The sequence below is a fragment of the Aeromonas sp. FDAARGOS 1402 genome (assembly GCF_019046925.1).
GTDB lineage: Bacteria > Pseudomonadota > Gammaproteobacteria > Enterobacterales > Aeromonadaceae > Aeromonas > Aeromonas caviae.
Map to the genome: position 1 here is coordinate 2,652,060 of NZ_CP077201.1, position 14,563 is coordinate 2,666,622.

Annotated in this window: 11 protein-coding genes; 3 read left to right on the forward strand and 8 right to left on the reverse strand. The window is 61.1% G+C overall.

Annotated elements, in window-relative coordinates:
• Positions 1-26: 26 nt before the first annotated feature.
• Positions 27-551 carry a hypothetical protein gene (locus tag I6L32_RS12755; protein ID WP_216943974.1) on the reverse strand — a complete coding sequence of 175 codons (525 nt, stop codon included), beginning with the start codon at positions 549-551 and terminating at the stop codon, positions 27-29.
• Positions 552-842: 291 nt separating this feature from the next.
• Positions 843-2,108: a RidA family protein gene (locus tag I6L32_RS12760; RefSeq protein ID WP_216943975.1), complete on the reverse strand. Its 1,266-nt coding sequence runs from the start codon at positions 2,106-2,108 to the stop codon at positions 843-845.
• Between the two features lie 1,070 nt (positions 2,109-3,178).
• Here I6L32_RS12760 and I6L32_RS12765 point away from each other — a divergent pair.
• Both I6L32_RS12765 and I6L32_RS12770 read left to right on the forward strand, forming a co-directional pair.
• Positions 3,179-4,051 carry a hypothetical protein gene (locus tag I6L32_RS12765; protein WP_216943976.1) on the forward strand — a complete coding sequence of 291 codons (873 nt, stop codon included), beginning with the start codon at positions 3,179-3,181 and terminating at the stop codon, positions 4,049-4,051.
• A 375-nt stretch (positions 4,052-4,426) separates the two neighbouring features.
• Positions 4,427-4,828 carry a hypothetical protein gene (locus I6L32_RS12770; RefSeq protein ID WP_254203825.1) on the forward strand — a complete coding sequence of 134 codons (402 nt, stop codon included), beginning with the start codon at positions 4,427-4,429 and terminating at the stop codon, positions 4,826-4,828.
• Positions 4,829-4,940: 112 nt separating this feature from the next.
• Here the strand turns inward: I6L32_RS12770 and I6L32_RS12775 are convergent, their stop codons facing one another.
• Both I6L32_RS12775 and I6L32_RS12780 read right to left on the reverse strand, forming a co-directional pair.
• Positions 4,941-6,065: an anhydro-N-acetylmuramic acid kinase gene (locus I6L32_RS12775; RefSeq protein WP_216943977.1), complete on the reverse strand. Its 1,125-nt coding sequence runs from the start codon at positions 6,063-6,065 to the stop codon at positions 4,941-4,943.
• Between the two features lie 154 nt (positions 6,066-6,219).
• A complete protein-coding gene (locus tag I6L32_RS12780) occupies positions 6,220-7,530 on the reverse strand; it encodes a peptidoglycan DD-metalloendopeptidase family protein (RefSeq protein ID WP_069784477.1) in 1,311 nt (436 codons plus the stop codon).
• Between the two features lie 114 nt (positions 7,531-7,644).
• Here I6L32_RS12780 and tyrS point away from each other — a divergent pair, with 114 nt between their 5' ends.
• A complete protein-coding gene (gene tyrS / locus I6L32_RS12785) occupies positions 7,645-8,844 on the forward strand; it encodes a tyrosine--tRNA ligase (RefSeq protein ID WP_216943978.1) in 1,200 nt (399 codons plus the stop codon).
• 78 nt (positions 8,845-8,922) lie between these two features.
• Here the strand turns inward: tyrS and ygjK are convergent, their stop codons facing one another.
• The 4 genes from ygjK to I6L32_RS12805 all read right to left on the reverse strand — a co-directional run bounded on the left by ygjK (position 8,923) and on the right by I6L32_RS12805 (position 14,380).
• Complete coding sequence (gene ygjK / locus I6L32_RS12790; RefSeq protein ID WP_216943979.1) at positions 8,923-11,403, reverse strand: alpha-glucosidase; 2,481 nt, start codon at positions 11,401-11,403, stop codon at positions 8,923-8,925.
• Between the two features lie 184 nt (positions 11,404-11,587).
• On the reverse strand, positions 11,588-12,400 hold the full coding sequence (locus tag I6L32_RS12795; RefSeq protein WP_048207195.1) for an AraC family transcriptional regulator: 813 nt from the start codon (positions 12,398-12,400) through the stop codon (positions 11,588-11,590).
• Positions 12,401-12,411: 11 nt separating this feature from the next.
• Complete coding sequence (locus I6L32_RS12800) at positions 12,412-12,945, reverse strand: YbhB/YbcL family Raf kinase inhibitor-like protein (protein ID WP_049637270.1); 534 nt, start codon at positions 12,943-12,945, stop codon at positions 12,412-12,414.
• Between the two features lie 178 nt (positions 12,946-13,123).
• Positions 13,124-14,380 (reverse strand): adenylosuccinate synthetase, encoded by a 1,257-nt coding sequence (locus tag I6L32_RS12805; protein WP_010673886.1) that lies wholly within the window; start codon positions 14,378-14,380, stop codon positions 13,124-13,126.
• Between the last annotated feature and the right edge of the window lie 183 nt (positions 14,381-14,563).

The following is a 14,563-nucleotide window of genomic DNA, read 5'->3' on the forward strand; positions in this document are numbered from 1 at the left end:
TATATAACTAAGCCTTAATGTTAGTTCTATGGTATTAAGTGAATAAAAAGCGGAATAGACTTGCTCATTGCTAGGAATATATAAGATAGAAATAGTGAGTAATCTCTAATTTTGTAACCAATTTCTATTTTATTTCCTAGCTTGAGTAGCTGATACTTTCGCTCTGGAAGTAGTTCTGATAATACCTGAGCTTTTAACTCTGATTCATCTGGATAGAGAATGTCCCCATTCTCTTCGTTGATTGCAACGCCGCCTTCTATTGCATTCTTTTTGTATCCTGCTAGATGTTCTGAAAGATCAAGGTATTTGCCATTTTTATTTAGGTAAACATTGTAAAGTGATATTGTCTTTAACCCACAAACAACTGATATAGATAGCAAAGCTAACGCTAACAAAGTCAATGTACTTTCATTAATATAGAAATTATCACTAACCTTGAAATCTTTGGCAAAATAAGAGAATGTTGCAGCTCCGATGCCAACTATAAAATAGTCATATTTATTTGCCCCATTAATGCTTTGCTTTATTAACTCTATGGAACGTTCAGACATAAATATAAAATCCCCTGTCGATTATTTACTTTGTTTTCACAGGTTAAGTTGAAGGCTGGTAGTTAGATGAAGCATGCCATAGGTGGTGAGGATTTCCTAGAGTTTAATAAATGAGATGTTACTCGCGACTGTGGCTACAACTGTGACTATAAATGTGTAACTGTCTGCAAATATTTATAATTAGATAGGTTTATTCAGATGGATATAAGTTTTAGATTAGAAGAGAAATCTACTATAAGTGAACGAAGACACCGGCCTAAGCCGGTGTCTTTTTATCGTTAAAGCAATGTCTTACACCTGCGGCGGGGTGCTTTCCGCATTGGAGAGTACGGCATCCATCTGCACCAGGGCGCCTGCGGGCAGCTCGCTGACGCCAATCACGGTGCGGGCGGGCAGGTAGGCCGGGAAGTATTGGGTGTAGATGGCATTGACCGCGTCCAGATCCTCGATGTTCTTCACCTGGATATTGACCTTGACGATATCGTCCATCACGTGGCCGATGCTCTCGACGATGGTCTTGATATGGCCGAGGCACTGGGCGGTCTGCTCACGGACGCAACCGGTCAGCACTTTGTCTGTGGTCATGTCGAGCGGCAGCTGGCCCGCGATATGGTTGTAGTGGGAGAAGGCGACGCTCTGGGTATGCAGCGGGCTTCTCGGCGCTTTGTCGGTATTGCGGGCACGGATCACCAGGTTGTGCCTGTCTTCCACCAGCTGGGGCGGGGTGCCGTCACCGTGGGAGATGACCGCATCCATCTGCACCCGGGCGCTCAGCGGCAGGGCGGCGGCACTGACCACAGAGCGGGCGGGCAGATAGGCGACGGCACGGGCGATGGCGGAGTCCGGGAAGAAGGTGGTGTAAACCTCGTTGACGGCGTCGAGATCCGCCAGATTGGTCAGATAGACGGTCACCTTGACGATGTCGTCAAAGGGCACGTCGATGCTCTCCAGCACGGTTTTGATATTGCGCAGGCACTGGGCCGCCTGCTCGCGGATGCCACCGTCAACCAGGGCGCCGGAGGCGGGGTCGAGGGGCAGCTGGGCACCGATATTGTTGTAGTGGGAGAAGGCGACGCTCTGGCTGGAGAGCGGATCCTGCGGGGCGCGGTCGCTGTTTCGGGAGATCTTGAGCAGCGGGCAGGGGGCCTGGGGGAAGGTGCCTTCCCCGTTGGAGAGCAGGGCGTCCATCTGCACCCTGGCGCCGAGCGGCAGACTGGCGACGGCGAGCACTGTGCGGGTCGGCAGCGAGTGGGGGAAGAATTCCCGATAGACGGCGTTGACGGCATCGAGGTCGGCGATGTCCGCGAGGAACAGGGTCACCTTCACCATGTCCTCCATGCCGTGGCCAACGCTCTGGACGATGGCCTGGATATTGGTGAGACACTGTCTGGCCTGCGCCTGGATATCCCCTGCGACCAGCGCGCCCGTTTTCGGATCGACCGGGAGCTGGGCGGCAATATTGTTGTAGTGGGAGAAGGCCACGCTCTGGGTATAGGGCCCCAGATCCTGAGGCGCATTGGGGGTATTTCTGGCTGACTTGATGATGGTACCACTCATGGCGATACTCCTTTTTCGTTTTTGATGTAGGGTCCGGGCCGCATTGTTCTTCCCTGGCCGAATACGGCACGCTGATGACTCGTGATATTGCGGCAACAGTTGCCCGTTCCCGCCGCAGGGCGACGGAGAAAAGGAGAACGATCATCACAGTGTCGAGCCCTGTTTCGATGCAGACAGCGCGTGCAACAGACAAGGGAGAGAAGTTGGCCTGATGATTCAGACGGGAGAATTCTAGGGGGCGGTTATCCGGGGATGCAAACCGGGATCCTGTTTCTATGAAGTGGCTCAACAGAGTGAAATATATTCATTTTGCGATTCAATTCATGACGGGTATGGCAAATAAAGGTGATGATGATCCCGCTTTACCATGAAAGTGGAACCAGATAGCGCCATATTGTCGCGCATCAGGGTTACAGCCTGTGAATCCTCCGTTAATACTTTTGGCGAAATTGCAGCTTATTCTCCCGGTTTTGCATAGCTATCTATTTATCGCTCTCTCGACGCCCTGTTCAGCGCCGCCAAAATATGCTGCGGTGAGCACACTGAAATAACATTCACCCTCTTTGCATGGCCACAGGTCATGACATAAATACGGGAGAAAGAGAGGGCGCTTTTTAGCCCCTGCAGCGGAGGCTGACATGGGCGGGTCACCGCGCCGCCTATGCCATATCTTTTCAGCGGCGCGAACGCAGCCCGCCAACAAGGCTCATACGCAAGGGGAGGGGGCCTTCCCCTTGCCTGGCCCGACTTGCCGCCCCCCGATGCATATCACTCCTGTCATGACCTTTCCTGTGAGGGGGCCCCGGAGTCCGCCCTGCTTTGCCGCCCTGACGTATCCCGCACTCCTTGCGATGCAGCCGGCTCATCTTCCCCGCACCACCCTTATTTGTGTTCTTTATCATCAACTGCCGTTATTGCGACCTGGGTCGGGGTTTGGGTGGATTATTAACTGTATGATTAATAATGAAATCAGGGACCCTGCCGACGAGCAGCACGGATCGGCACTCATCTGCCCGGGAGTGGCACATGCGATCGCATCGCGATCCCCGTCATCTGACTTCGGAGGTTTTATGCTTGGATTCATTCTGGGTGACATGTACAGCCGCACCAGCGGGTTTCGGCCACCCCCCCGCCTAGGCAAGCACTTCCCCCTCGCCCCCGACTATCAACTGCGCGGTCGCACCGGTGCCGCCATCCTGACCATGGAGACCCTGCTCGATACCCCCTATCCCCAGAAGAAGTTCAGGGCCCTGATCTATGGCGCCTTTATCGAGCGCCAGCGTCGCCTCTTTGCCGAGCAGGTGGTCATTGGCCGGATGGAGGAGGGCCAGGACCTGGCGATCGCCATCGATCTCGCCTTTATCAGCACGGCGGTGCCCATCGGTCTGCTCGCCATCTCGGAGGAGATCGCGCTGCTGACCACCCCCCGTCCCACCCAGAGCCATCCTCATCAGGCGGCCTTGAGCCAGGCGCTCGACTGTACCGCCATGCTGATGTTCTATGCCAAGGTCATTCGCCAGCGCAATGAAGTGCTTGAGCACATCGGCCACCAGTTCGGCTACAGACCGCAGGCCGGGTTGGTGGCCAGGGTGGGCCACGGCGGGGAAGATGACTATGCTGCCTTCATGGTCAATGTGATGACCTGCATCGCCCATTCGGGCTCCTTCAAGGAGGCGCTGGAGAATGGCGTCAGGATGGGCATGCACGAGCCCGCCTTCTTCTGTATCGTCGGCGCCCTGGCCTCGACCCTGTGGGGAGTCCCCAAACCCTGGGCCCATGAGATCTCTCGATTCATCCAGCGCCAGCATCCCCACTATCTCCAGATCCTGCTGCGGGGCGAAGCCAGGGTGGGCCGCAGACAGATCAACCTGGAGCCTCCCAAACCGCCGCTCTGTGCACCGGTCAAGCGCCAGGTAAACCGCTTCCTGAAGTGGGCCTTCTAGGGCCATGGGAGTGCTCTCGAGGTGTGGGCCCATGGCGCTATCCCATCGGCCCGCCCCTCCTGAGGGTCATCACGGGGCTGTAATCTCACTGACCCCTGATCCCCCGGCTACCTTGCCCATGAGAGGATGGCCAGAAAAGCCAACGGCTGCACGGGGGACAAGGGGCGGGTAGAAGGTGATCCACCTCGCCTTTTGATGTGAACGTCTTTTGATGTTTGGCGCCATACGATACCATGCGCAGCGTGTGTTCCTGTTGGGGGAGGTGCCGCCCATCGCCCCGTGGCTGGCTGCTGGTCCGTCATGATCACGGGATGCACAATCCGGGGCCGCCACGGCAACCCCTTATCGCCATAGCCAACAGGACGGAGTATCAGGATGGCCATTGCCATTGAGCAGTCGGACAACACACTGAGGGTGAACAAGGATCGCTACGATCTGGGCCGCATCGTCGGCGTGCAGGTAAAAGCACTCGGCTGGATGGAGCGGCTCAAGAAGACCTTGTTGCTGGGAGTAGTTACCTCCAGTGTGCTCTTTTACTTCACCCCTTCCTACGAGCAGGCGGGCAACTGGCTCATCGTGCTCTTCCTGCCCCTGGTGGGTTTTCTGTCTGGCGCCCTGATGGGGCTGCTCTCCAGCGCGAAATATGAGTTTTGCATCGAATTTTCCCACGCCGACGAGACGGGCGTGCAGTGGATCACCGCCGCCAGGAGTCGGCATGTCGCCGATTATGAGACCTTCAAGGCGCAGGCGGCCAGGTTGAAAGAGCGGCTCGGGTAGGGAGCACAGAGTGACGGGTCTGCGCCATCTGGCGCCAGGCATAACAACAAGCCCGATCAGGTGCACCTGTTCGGGCTTGTTCCATTAGGGGGGAGGGCGCTCGGGAAGCGGCTCAGGCGGGATAGAGGGCGCCCAGCACCGCCGGGCGACTCGCACCGGTCACCGCAGGCAGGTTGCCCGGCTTTCGCTGGATAAAGCGTTGTGCCAGCCAGGCAAAGGCGGCCCCTTCCACCCAGTCCGGTGCAAGGCCGAGCTGGGCGGTACTGGTCAGATGCCAGTCGGGCAGCAGGGCTGCCAGCTCCGCCAGCAGCGGGGCGTTGTGGGCACCGCCGCCGCAGACAAACAGCTCGGGCCGGGTTGGCGCATCACGGTGGGCGGGCAACTGGCGGGCGATGCTGTGGCAGGTGAGGGATTGCAGGGTACGCTGCACATCTGCGGGGGCGTATGTGCAGCCGCCCAGCTCGCCATCGAGCCAGTCGAGGGTGAACATCTCACGCCCCGTGCTCTTGGGGGCGGGGGCGGCGAAGTAGGGGTGAGCCAGCAACTGCTCCAGCAGCGCAGGGATAGGCTTGCCGCTGGCGGCCCACTGGCCACCGGCATCATAGCTGTCACCGTGGGGCTGATGGCGGCGATACCAGCCGTCGAGCAGGGTGTTGGCGGGGCCGGTATCGAAGCCATATACCCCTGAACCAGCCCCCCCGTCGGTCTGGCCGGGCAGCACCGAGATATTGGCAATGCCGCCGAGGTTCAGCACGACCCGCAGGGCGCCGGGGCGGGCAAAGAGCGCCTGATGGAAGGCGGGCACCAGGGGCGCCCCCTGACCGCCGAGGGCCATGTCCATGGTGCGAAAATCGGCCACCACGTCGATGCCGGTCAGGGCCGCCAGCAAGGCCGCGTTGCCAATCTGCAGGGTAAAGCCGAGGGCAGGGCGGTGGCGTATGGTCTGGCCGTGACTGCCGATGGCGCGAATCTCCTTGGGAGTCAGCGCCGCCTTGGCGAGCAGGGCCTGGGTGGCGGCGGCAAATTCGCGGGCCACCAGGTTGTCGGCGACCCCCATGCGGTCGATTTCGTTCTCCCCCGGGGTGCAGAGGGCGTGCAGCTCGTGGGCGGTCTCCGCTGGCCAGGGATGGCACAGCGCCGCCTCTACTCGAAGCGCTTCCCTATCCATCGTCACCAGCACGGCGTCGATACCGTCCATGCTGGTACCGGACATCAAGCCTATATAGCGTTCCGTCATGACAACCCCCTTTCAATGATGCAGAGGAACCGTCCGATGCCGTGTTCCGCCTTGGTCCCCGGCATCAATCGGATATATGGCCCGCTCATGACATCACCTCTTCAGTGATGCAGAGGAACGGTCTGATACCGTGTTCCACCTTGGTCGACAGCGCTCAGCTGTCGTCGCCGTTGCCCTTGTTTCTGGCCAGTTGCAGCTCGGGGCTGTCCAGCTTGGCCAGTTGGGGCATGGCCTGGGCCTTGAAGCTGGCCAGCGCCCGCCCGCTGAGAGACTCCGCCTGGGGCAGGTTGAGGGTGCGCGGGTTCTTGTGCACGCCGCCCACCACGAATTCATAGTGCAGGTGCGGGCCTGTGACCCGGCCGGTGCCGCCGAGCAGGCCGATGGTTTGCCCCTGCTTCACTCGCTGCCCCTTGTTGACGGTGCGCTTGGAGAGGTGCAGGTACTTGGTCACGTAGTTGCCAGCGTGCTTGATGAAGACGTAGTTGCCGTTGAACTGGTTATAGCCGGCGGCCACCACGCTGCCGCCGCCCGCCGCCATGATGGGGGTCCCCACCGGCGCCACGTAGTCGATGCCGTTGTGGGGACGCACCTTGCCGGTGACCGGGTGAAGGCGGCGCGGATTGAAGTTGGAGCTGATGTATTTGAAGTTGACCGGCGCGCGCAGGAAGCTCTTGCGCATCGCCTTGCCGTCCGGGGTGTAGTAGTTGCCATCCTCATTCAGCACGGCGCGGTAGATGGCCCCCTGGTTGATGAACTCGGCGGCCAGGATGTCGCCGGAGGCAACCCGCTCGTCATCCTGGTATTTGTCCTGGTAGACCACCCGGAAGCTGTCCCCCGGTTGCAGGTCCTGGGCAAAGTCGATGTCCCAGCCGAAGATGGCGGCGAGATCCATGATCTGGTCTTCCGTCATGCCCGCTTCGACGGCGGCGCCCCAGAAGCTGGAGCGGATCTCCCCCTGGGCCACCTGTTCGCGGGTGTCGAGCTCGATCTTCACCGGCCTGGCCACGAAGCCGTCATCCCGGCGGTTCACCTTGAGCGCCTGCTCCAGGCTGTGGGGGTAATAGAGGCTGTGCAGCTCGCCGCCCTTGGTGAGCTTGAAGGTGAGCTCCTGACCGGGTTTGAGCAGGCGCAGGGTATCCGTGCCCTCGAGCTGGTCGATGAGGTGCAGATCCGTGGTACTGAGGCCCAGGCGCTGGAAGATGACCCCCATGTTGTCGCCGCTGCGCACCTTCACCTGTCTGGTGACATAGCGCGGTTTGGGCGGGGTGACGGGCTCGGCCCGTGCCAGCTGCGCCTCCTCGTCGACCTGCTGCTCGACGGCCAGTTCGTTGTCGTTGTCATCGACCCGGGTGGCGACTGCCTGTTCGCTCGGCCAGGCCGCCAGCATCATCACCATGATGCTCAGGATCAGCACCATCTTGCGGTGCCAGTGAGGGAGAGAGTTGAAGGCGTGCCAAAGGACCATGAGAAGCAGACAAAGTTGAACCCGGAAGAAGGTCGGAGTTTACCGCCTTTCCAATTGGCCCGCCATTCCAGTAATATGTCTGGCCCTGTGGAATCGTGATTGGAGAGTCAAAAAATGTCCCAGCTCGAGGTGGCGCTAGCCGAGATCAAGCGCGGAGCGGAAGAAATTCTGGTTGAAGAAGAACTGATCGCCAAGTTGAAGGAAGGGCGCCCCCTGCGCATCAAGCTGGGGATGGACCCGACCGCGCCGGACATCCACCTGGGTCATACCGTGATCCTCAACAAGCTGAAGACCTTCCAGGATCTGGGCCATGAAGTGATCCTGCTGATCGGTGACTTCACCGCCATGGTGGGTGACCCCTCCGGCAAGAACGCCACCCGTCCGCCGCTCTCCGAAGAGGCCATCAAGCACAACGCCCTCACCTATGCCGAGCAGGCGTTCAAGATCCTCGACCCGGCCAAGACCCGCATCGAGTACAACTCGACCTGGCTGAGTGAGCTGGGCGCGACCGGCATGATCAAGCTGGCGGCCAAGCAGACCGTGGCCCGCATGATGGAGCGCGACGACTTCAAGAAGCGCTACAGCAACGGCCAGTCCATCGCCATTCACGAATTCCTCTATCCGCTGCTGCAAGGCTATGACTCGGTCGCGCTGAAGGCGGACGTCGAGCTCGGCGGTACCGATCAGAAGTTCAACCTGCTGATGGGTCGCGAGCTGCAAAAAGATTCGGGCATGGCGACCCAGTGCGTGTTGATGATGCCGCTGCTGGTAGGCCTGGACGGTGTCAAGAAGATGTCCAAGTCCGCTGCCAACTACATCGGTGTGCACGATGCCCCGGGGGAGATGTTCGGCAAGATCATGTCCATCACCGACGAGCTGATGTGGAACTACTACGAGCTGCTCTCCTTCCGTCCGCTGGCTGAAATCGAAGAGTTCAAGGCGGGCATTGCCGCCGGCACCCTTAACCCACGTGACGTGAAGATTTGGCTGGCCAAGGAGATCATCGCCCGTTATCACGACGAGGCTGCGGCTGAAGCGGCCCACGAAGATTTCACCCAGCGCTTCTCCAAGAACGCCATTCCGGACGACATGCCGGAAGTCGAGCTGGCACTGGAAGGGGAAGGGCTGGCCATCGCCAACCTGCTCAAAGACGCCGATCTGGTGGCCACCACCTCCGAAGCGCTGCGCATGATCAAGCAGGGCGCGGTCAAGGTGGATGGCGAGAAGCTGGACGATGGCAAGGCCCTCATCGGTGCCGGTACCGCCGTCTACCAGGTCGGCAAGCGCAAGTTTGCCCGGGTGACCGTCAAGTAAGTCGCCACCTGCGGCGCAGCCATAAGAAAGGCCTCCCTTGCGGAGGCCTTTTTGTTGGCTCATTGCTGCAAAGAGGGATCAACCCTCGGTTTTCAGGAAGTTGCGATAGAGCATGTAGAGGTGGGCCGAGCTCCAGCTGAAGTTGCTGGCCCCCTGCATGGCGCCGGTTTCCGGGTTGTAGTTCTCGCGGATGGGGCCGCTGCCCGCCAGCCCCTCGGCATTGCTAAACAGCTTGTTGACGAGCTGTTGGGCATCGCTGCGATAGCCGTAGTTCTCCAGCCCCTTCACCCCGAAGTAGAACTGATCCAGCCAGACCCGGCCGCGCCAGTAGATGTCGGGGTCGTAGGCCGGGTTGGTCAGCGCCGCCGTGCCGAGCGGCACCTTGGTGTTGAACTCCTGGGCATTGAGCATCACCTCGCGCACCCGCGCCGCCTTCTCCTTGTCCGCTACCTCGGCCCAGAGCGGGCTCCACCCTTCCGGGCCACGGCCGCGGGCGGTCAACAGCTTGCCGACGCAGCCGTTGGCGTCGGGCAGATCCCCCTGGGCTATCTGGCGGTCGTAATAGAAGCCGGAGGCCTCATCGAACAGGCAGCTGTTGATGTAGCCAGCCAGCTGGGTCGCCCCTTCGCGGTAGCGGCTCGCCTCGTCAGGCTTGCCGAGCAGCTCGGCCATGTCGGCCAGGATGCGCTTCTCCTTGGCGAGGAAGGCGTTGAGCTCCACCGACTCCTGATCGATGGAGAAGCCGATGAGGCTGCCGTCGTCCTGATGGTTTTCAAAGAAGAAGACGTTCCAGTCCTGGCGCGCCCTGGCCATGTCGCCGCCATAAGTCTTGTCGGCATAGCGCTTGAGCTGATCCGGCTCGATAAAGCCGAAGCGGGCGGCGTTGTCCATGCCGGACTCCCAGCCGGCCCCGTGCTGGGCGCCGATATCCATGTCGGCGTAGCCGCCAACGCTCAATACCTGCTGATAGAGCGCCATGCCGGCGCAGCCATACCAGCCATCTCCCTCATTGGTACAGCTCGACAGATCCAGCCCGACCGGTGCCCCCGTCGGGTACTGCACCTTGAAGGTGATGTTGCCGAACTCGTCGTTGTGCTCGACGTGGCGGGTGGCGCCATATTCGATGATGCCGTTGCGGTTGTTGTCCCGCGCCCGATACCACCAGTCGTGATAGGCCTGGATCTTCGGATACATCTCGGCGATGAAGGCCTTGTCCTGGGTGGCGCTGTAGATCTCCCAGATGGCCCAGGCGGAGAGGGGCGGCTTGGTGTCGCGCTCGTTCCAGTTGCCGCCGTCGCCACCGCGATCGGCGAGCTTGTTGTAGAAGACGGCGTCGATCACCATGCCGGCATCCTGCGGCCGGACCGGGTCATCGGCCTGGATCTGGTAGTCATACATGGCGCGCACGTTGTTCTTGGCCACTTCCGGGTTGAAGTGGGCCATGGCATAGGCGTGCTTCCAGCTGTCCCAGGCCCAGACCCCGTCGAACCAGCGGGCGGTGTTGGAGGGGGTCACCCCGTCGTGCAGGATGGCGCCGGCCGGTGAGCGCCAGTTGCCGTTGAGGGTCTCCATCGCCTTGACCGCGATGCGCCGCTCCGATTCCGGGATCCCCTGATTGGAGAGGCCGCGCGCCAGGTAATCCTCCCAGCGGCGGATGGAGTCGTCGAAATGGCTGGCGGGGTCGGCCAGCAGCGCCTGGCGGCTTCGCTCGAAGCGACTCGCGTCAGCACTGCTGTGGACATAGCTCTGCAGGGTGTAGATATCCTGCTGGCCCTTGGCGGCCAGGGTGAGGCTGGCCTCGCTCACGTAGCCGAGCCCCTGCTCGTCGAGGGTGGTGCGACTGGGCAGGGTGCGATCGATGCGGTAGCTGGCGCTGCCGCTTTGCATGATGTTCCAGGTGCTGCGCAGTTTGCCGAACTGGAATGCCACGCCGCGCTCGGTCTGGCTGATGGTGCGGGTCCAGGCGGGGTACTGCTCGGCGACCGTCTTGTTGGCATCCCACTGGTTGAGCAGCTCCCCCTGCCAGTTGAGCTTGAGGGTGAGGGGGGCGTCAGTGTGGTTGATGAGGCGGGTGCGAACCAGCGCAGTGCGGGCATCGCCGTAGCGCAGCTCCAGCTCCAGGGTGAAGGGGTCGAATTCGAAGCGCTGCACCAGCGCCCCCGGGATGGCGTACAGCGCCTGCTTGCTGGCGCTGGTGAGCGGGAAGGCGCGGCCGCTCTCGTCGCTCAGGGTCAGCTTGTCCAATTCGCTTGCGAAGAACAGGCTGTACTCCTCGGCGATGACCATGGGACCGGTAAAGCCGCCCCATTCGCTGTCGCTGGCGGGCAGCAGGAAGCCGTGCCAGGCGCCGAGATCGAGCAGCGGGTTGTATTTGAGGTTGGCGTAGCTGTCAAAGTCACGGAACTGGAGCGGGGTGCCGCTGCGGTCGATCACGTTCTGATACTGGTTCGCCAGGGTGGCGCTGGGGGCGGCCGGGCTGCTGGAGTCATTGCCGTTGCAGGCAGTGAGGCCGAACAGGGCGACGCTCAGGGTGATGGAAAGTAAATTTTTACGAAACATCTCTCGCTCCAATGACAGTTTTTGTAGGTTAAGGAAGGTGTTTTTTAGTGATTATTTTAGTGAAAGCGTTTGCGAGAGCCATTATAGGGCGATTCTGACGGGATTATTGGCGCTGTGTCACAGTGCAGGAGGGGCGAGTGTGAGCCGGATCACCCGGTTACACGAGGTTACATAACTCTGTGTTTTAGTAATTATTTACTTTTGTGGTGGCAGTCAGTGAGAGAGAGGAGGGGCAGGTACGCAGGTATTGGTGGGGGGTCAGGCCGAACTCCTCCTTGAAGCGCGCGGCAAAGCGGCCGGGGGAGTCGTAGCCACAGGCGAGGGCGGTCTGAAGCGGCGTGAGCCCCTGTTGCAGCAGGGTGAGGGCGTGCCCCAGGCGTACCTGGGTCAGCACCTGGCGAAAGCTGCGCCCCTCGGCGGCCAGCTTGCGGACCAGAGAGGCGCGGCTCATGGCGAAGTGGGTCGCTACCGTCTCCAGCCGGTGATCGAGACCAGGCTCCACGCTGAGGTAACGGGCCAGCCGTTCCCCCAGGGTCATGGTGGTGGCAGGAAAGAGCAGGCCAAGGCCCCCCGCTTCCCTGAGCTCGCCATAAAACCCTTGCAGCAGCTGGGTCTGGGCCGTCTCGCAGAGCTGCCGCTGCGCCATGGTGGTGACGAGATCGAAGCAGAAGGCGAGGGCCGACGTCACCCTGATGGCCGGTGGCTTGAGGAGATCGAGGGTGCTCTCTGCCAGCCACTCGGCCGGTGGCGGGGCCAGCAGGGTGAGCGCCTGGGAGCGAAACGTGCCCTGCTCCGGCTGGTTGACGAAGGTGAGCCGGTGACCCGCCGGGATCAGCAGCCAGCTCTCCTTGTCAAAGGAGAGGCGCTGCTCCCGCCACCACAGCTGCTTGCGGCCCTGCTGCACCCAGATGAGGGTCGGCGCGTAGATGAGCACCCGGCGCAGGGGCTGCTGGCGGATCCCGAAGTAGTGATTCAGTTGCAGCAGGGGCGTGCTCATCGGGCGGGCTCCTAGGGGGTGGTGAAGGTGGCGGTCAGGGTGGCCTTGCCAAGGGCCAGGCTGTTGAGCATGTAGCCTACCATGGCGGGCGGGGTGTTGGCCTTCACCTCCAGCGCCTTGGGCAGGGCCCAGACGGTGAACTGGTAGCGGTGCATGCCGTGACCGGCGGGCGGGCAGGGGCCGCCATAACCCTGGGTACCGTAGTCGGTGCCAAGCTCCAGCCCCTGCTTGATCTTGCCGGAGGCATTGCTCGGCAGCTCGCTCTGGCTGGCCGGCAGGTTCACCACCAGCCAGTGCCACCAGCCGCTGCCGGTGGGGGCGTCCGGGTCATAGGCGGTGATGGCGACGCTCTGGGTGCCGGCGGGCAGGCTCTGCCAGCTCAACTGGGGGGAGCGGTTCTCGCCGCTGCAACCAAAGCCGTTGAAGCTGAAGACCTTGTCCATGGGTTCACCCTCGCGGATGTCGGTACTCTTGAGGGTCATGGCGCCGGCGGGCAGGGCCGCGAGGCAGAACAGGGGCAGCAGCGGGATAATGGGGGATCTCATGATGGGCACTCCTTTATGTGAATATGGCATTCACTCTAAGGGGGCTGGCTCAAAACAGAGTGCCCGTATGGCTCAAATTATGCCATTGAGACGGCTTTTGTGAGCTGTTCGGGGCTTTTGAAGGGGCATAAAAAAACCGGCATCCTGGGATGCCGGTTTTTGGGAGAGGCGAGGGGCCTTAGCGCAGGATCATCTCGTCACGGCCCGGGCCGACGGAGACCATGGGCACCGGCACGCCCAGCAGGGCTTCGATGCGCAGCACATAGTCCTGGGCAGCCTTGGGCAGCTCGGCGAAGGTGCGGCAGCCGCTGATGTCTTCGCTCCAGCTCTCCATCTTCTCGTAGACGGGGGTGAGGGCGGCGGTTTGCGGCCAGATCGGGTTCTCGGTGTGAGCACCTTCGTAGGCCACGCAGATCTTCAGATCCGGCAGACCGGTCAGGCAGTCCAGCTTGGTCAGGGCCACTTCGGTGGCCGCCTGCAGCTCGACGCCGTTCTTGGTGGCGACGGCATCGAAGTAACCCACGTCACGGGGACGGCCGGTGGTGGCGCCGAACTCGTTGGTGATTTTGCGGAACTCGTCCTGGTTCTCCATGGCGGTCAGCAGGGTGCCGGTACCGACGGAGGAGCTGAAGGCCTTGGCCACGGCGATGACGCGCTCCGGGCGCAGGCCCGGCAGACCGCCACCGATGCCAGCGTAGGCGCCGGAAACGTGGGAGGAGGTGACCCAGGGGTATTCGCCGTAGATGAGATCACGACCGGCGCCCAGCTGGGCTTCGAACAGCAGGGTCTTGCCTTCGGCTTGCAGTGCCTTGAGGGGCATGCTGACGTTGCAGACGGCGTCCAGCCAGGGAGCGGACACTTCCAGCAGCCAGTCGGCCATCTCCTGGGCGGTCTGGGTGAATTCGAAGTCCGGATAGAGAGCCTTCATCTGCGGCAGTTTCCAGTCCAGCATGAACTGGATGCGCTCGACCAGCACGTCCGGCTGTTTCAGCCAGCCCACCAGGATCGCCTTTTTCATGACCCGATCACCGTAAGCCGGGGCGATGCCCTGACGGGTGGAGCCGTAGGCGCCGTCACCCAGGCGTTGCTCTTCCAGGGTGTCTTCCAGCGCGTGCAGCGGTAGGCAGAGGGTGGCACGGTCAGAGATGGCGAGCTTGGGAATGACGCCGGAGGCCTTGACCTCTTCCAGCTCGACGGTGAGCTTCTCGGGGCTGATCACCATGCCGGGGCCCAGCACGACCAGACAATCCGGGTTGAAGACGCCGCTCGGCACCTGGTGCAGCTTGAAGGTGCCCAGATCGTTGACCACGGTGTGGCCGGCGTTGTTGCCGCCCTGGAAACGAATACTGGCGCCAGCCTGGCCTGCCAGATAATCGACGATGCGGCCTTTGCCTTCATCACCCCAGTTAGCACCTACGACTACGATAGACGACATGACTCTTTCTCCTAAGACGTTAGGCGTCCATCCTAGGAGCCCCGTGAGGATTAGAAAAATTAATTATCTTTATAATTCCGATAAGAAAGCCATATAATTCCGGTGCCATTATCGACACCGCGCTCCCTTGCGTGGTGCCCGTGCCCTGGCGGCGCTGGCCCTGCCATCGACCCGGGAGAAGAG

What these genes read in the sequence shown, in the direction of transcription:
- I6L32_RS12755 (WP_216943974.1), bottom strand. Translation starts at nt 551, where the DNA reads ATGTCTGAACGTTCCATAGAGTTAATAAAGCAAAGCATTAATGGGGCA.
- I6L32_RS12800 (WP_049637270.1), bottom strand. Translation starts at nt 12,945, where the DNA reads ATGAGATCCCCCATTATCCCGCTGCTGCCCCTGTTCTGCCTCGCGGCC.
- I6L32_RS12770 (WP_254203825.1), top strand. Translation starts at nt 4,427, where the DNA reads ATGGCCATTGCCATTGAGCAGTCGGACAACACACTGAGGGTGAACAAG.
- I6L32_RS12805 (WP_010673886.1), bottom strand. Translation starts at nt 14,380, where the DNA reads ATGTCGTCTATCGTAGTCGTAGGTGCTAACTGGGGTGATGAAGGCAAA.
- I6L32_RS12775 (WP_216943977.1), bottom strand. Translation starts at nt 6,065, where the DNA reads ATGACGGAACGCTATATAGGCTTGATGTCCGGTACCAGCATGGACGGT.
- I6L32_RS12760 (WP_216943975.1), bottom strand. Translation starts at nt 2,108, where the DNA reads ATGAGTGGTACCATCATCAAGTCAGCCAGAAATACCCCCAATGCGCCT.
- ygjK (WP_216943979.1), bottom strand. Translation starts at nt 11,403, where the DNA reads ATGTTTCGTAAAAATTTACTTTCCATCACCCTGAGCGTCGCCCTGTTC.
- I6L32_RS12765 (WP_216943976.1), top strand. Translation starts at nt 3,179, where the DNA reads ATGCTTGGATTCATTCTGGGTGACATGTACAGCCGCACCAGCGGGTTT.
- I6L32_RS12795 (WP_048207195.1), bottom strand. Translation starts at nt 12,400, where the DNA reads ATGAGCACGCCCCTGCTGCAACTGAATCACTACTTCGGGATCCGCCAG.
- tyrS (WP_216943978.1), top strand. Translation starts at nt 7,645, where the DNA reads ATGTCCCAGCTCGAGGTGGCGCTAGCCGAGATCAAGCGCGGAGCGGAA.
- I6L32_RS12780 (WP_069784477.1), bottom strand. Translation starts at nt 7,530, where the DNA reads ATGGTCCTTTGGCACGCCTTCAACTCTCTCCCTCACTGGCACCGCAAG.